The following is a 2669-nucleotide window of genomic DNA, read 5'->3' as shown; positions in this document are numbered from 1 at the left end:
GCTCTGCTCCGGAGCCTCCGCACCGCGCACAGCTGTCGAGGACCTTGACCTTGAGGCTGCGCTCGACCCCCCGGGCCGCATCTTCGAGGGACACGTTCAGCTTGAGCTTCAGATCAGAGCCGCGGCGAGGGCCGCGGGAGCGTCCCGATCGCCCTCCGAACAGGTCACCGAACCCCATCCCTCCGAACTCCCGCATGAACACCTCGAAGGCGTCCGCGAAGTCGAAGCTGCCGAACCCGGGGCCCGCGCCCGCACCGGCGCCCCGCTTGACCCCCGCCTCCCCGAACCGGTCGTAGCGCTGCCTCAGGTCGGGGTCCCGGAGGACCTCGTACGCCTCGGTGACCCGCTTGAACTTCTCCTCCGCATCCGGCGAGTCGTTCCGATCCGGGTGGAACTCCATCGCCAGCTTGCGATAGGCCTTCTTGATCGTGTCCGGGTCCGCATCGCGCGAGACGCCCAGACGCTCGTAGTAGTCCGCCATCTATTCCCTGCTGAAGCTCATGCCTTCCGTGTCGCGGTCGCTCCGGAGCCCGTCCGGGGCCAGCCGGTGACCGCCGACGTCAGTGTGAAACCAGATTCGACACCAGGCTCGAGGTACACTCGACCACCGCCAGCACCTTCTCGTACGGCATCCGGGTCGGACCGATCACGCCGACCACCCCTTCCACCTGGTCCAGCTGGTAGGTGGCCGTGATGATGGTGAGTCCGGCCAGCTCCGGGGTACCGTGCTCCGCCCCGATCGTGATCTGAGACCCACCCGTCATGGCCCGCCCATGCAGCACCGAAGCCAGGAGCTCGCGCTGCTCGGTGAGCTCCATCAGCTCCTTCAGCCGCTCCCCCGAGTGGAACTCGGGCTGGCTGGCCAGCAGCGAGACGCTCCCGAGGTGGATGTCCTCCTCCCCGAGCACCCACTCGATCATGTCGGGACCCGACTCGACGAAGATGTTCACGAACGCCTCCGCGGACGCGTCCGGCACCTGGATGTCTCGCAGCCGGTCCGTGAGCGTTCCGTGGATTTCGCGCAGCGTCGAACCCGCGAGCCGCTCGTTCATCGCCCGGGCGACCGCCACCAGCGTCTCGGGTGGGAGCGCCGCCGGGAGGTCCACGTAGATCGTGCGCACGACCCCGGACTTCAGCGTCAGCACCATCAGCGCCTTGCCCGAATCGATCGGCACGAAGTCGAGCTTGAGCAGCACCGAGTCGGCCAGGATCGGACCCACCGAGAGACCGAGCTCGCCCGTGAGCAGCCCGAGAACGCGCGCCGCCTTCTGGACGATCGACTCGAGTTCCGAGGCCGTCGGCGCGGCCGTCAGCTCCTTCTCGATCCGCGCCCGCTGACGCGTCGAGACGTCGCGTCGCCCCATCAGGCTGTCCACGTAGTACCGATACGCCAGGTCCGTCGGAACCCGACCCGCCGACGTATGCGGGTGGGTCAGGTAGCCCTTGGTCTCGAGGTCCGCCATGGTGTTCCGGACCGTGGCCGGCGAGATGTCCAGATCGTACAGCCGGACGATCCGGCGCGAACCGGCCGGCTCGGCCGACTCGATGTACGCCTCGATCACCGCCTGGAGGATCGTCCTCTCTCGCTCGGATAGACTGTCGTGCACCTCTTCCCCTCGAATCCGGGTTTCCTATCCGTGTTCCGGGAGGCGGCCGGCCAGCTCCGCCACCAGCTCGTCCAATCTCAGCCACCCCTCCGGCGTCAGTCGAACTCGACTCCTGTCTTCGTCCCGCACCCATCCCGCCAGACGCCAGGCTTCCAGGAGGTCCGCCGCCCGGGAACGGATGTCCGCCGCAGCCCCGTGCTCCCGTTCGTCCAGCCCCCGATGTGTACGAAGGGCGAGCCAGAGTCGTTCCAGCCGACTCTCGCTCGCCCCCGGAGTCTCATGCCCCTCGAGCGTCTCACCGTCTCCGGCGATCGCCCTGCGATACGCTTCCCAGCGGAAGACGTTCCACGCCCGCGTTCCACCGAGGAAGCTGTGCGCCGACGGACCGAGGCCAAGGTACGACGATCCATCCCAGTAGTGCCAGTTGTGTCGGCACTCGTGTCCCGGCAGCGCGAAATTGGACACCTCGTAGTGGACGAAGCCGGCCCGCTCGAGCGCCTCCACGGCCGACAGGTACTCCCCGGCGTAGCGTTCACCGCCGACCATCTGGATCTCGCCGGAATGGACCCGTCGGCCGAGGGGCGTGCGCGGCTCGGCGGTCAGTCCGTATGCGCTGACGTGCGTCACGCCCATCTCGAGAACCGTGTCCACCTCCCTCGACCAGTCGCGAGGGACTTCGGCGGGCAGTCCGAACATCAGGTCGATGTTCACGCTCTCGAACCCCGCCTCCAGCGCCCGGTCGATCGCCTCCCTCGCTCCGGCCGCGTCGTGCAGTCGGCCGAGCCAGGTGAGGACGGAGTCGTCGAACGACTGCACGCCGATGCTGATGCGGTTGACTCCCGCCGACCTCCACTCGCGGGCGACTTCGAGCGACAGGGAGGCCGGGTTGGACTCGGCGGTCCACTCCAGGTCCGGACGTCCGAGGTCGAAGTACCCGGAAAGCGCGTCCCGGACCCCGTCCATCCCGGGCCCGATCAGGGACGGCGTGCCGCCCCCGATGAACAGGGTCTCGAGGACGAGCGGCCTCGGCCACGCCAGCCTCTCGAACCACGAGGCCGCCTC

Annotated in this window: 3 protein-coding genes; all 3 read right to left on the bottom strand. The window is 68.4% G+C overall.

The window, feature by feature from the left end; all coding sequences use genetic code 11:
- Positions 1 to 481 (bottom strand): DnaJ domain-containing protein (locus tag AC36XV_RS02055; RefSeq protein ID WP_492202007.1); only part of this gene is annotated, 481 nt, incomplete at its 3' end.
- Between the two features lie 79 nt (positions 482 to 560).
- Positions 561 to 1607: a heat-inducible transcriptional repressor HrcA gene (hrcA, locus tag AC36XV_RS02050; protein WP_492202006.1), complete on the bottom strand. Its 1047-nt coding sequence runs from the start codon at positions 1605 to 1607 to the stop codon at positions 561 to 563.
- Positions 1608 to 1631: 24 nt separating this feature from the next.
- A partial coding sequence (locus AC36XV_RS02045) for a coproporphyrinogen-III oxidase family protein (protein ID WP_492202005.1) occupies positions 1632 to 2669 on the bottom strand: 1038 nt, incomplete at its 5' end.

The organism is Candidatus Benthicola sp. (assembly GCF_058719085.1).
Note: the sequence above shows the minus strand (reverse complement) of the source record. Positions and strands in the feature narration are given on the sequence as shown.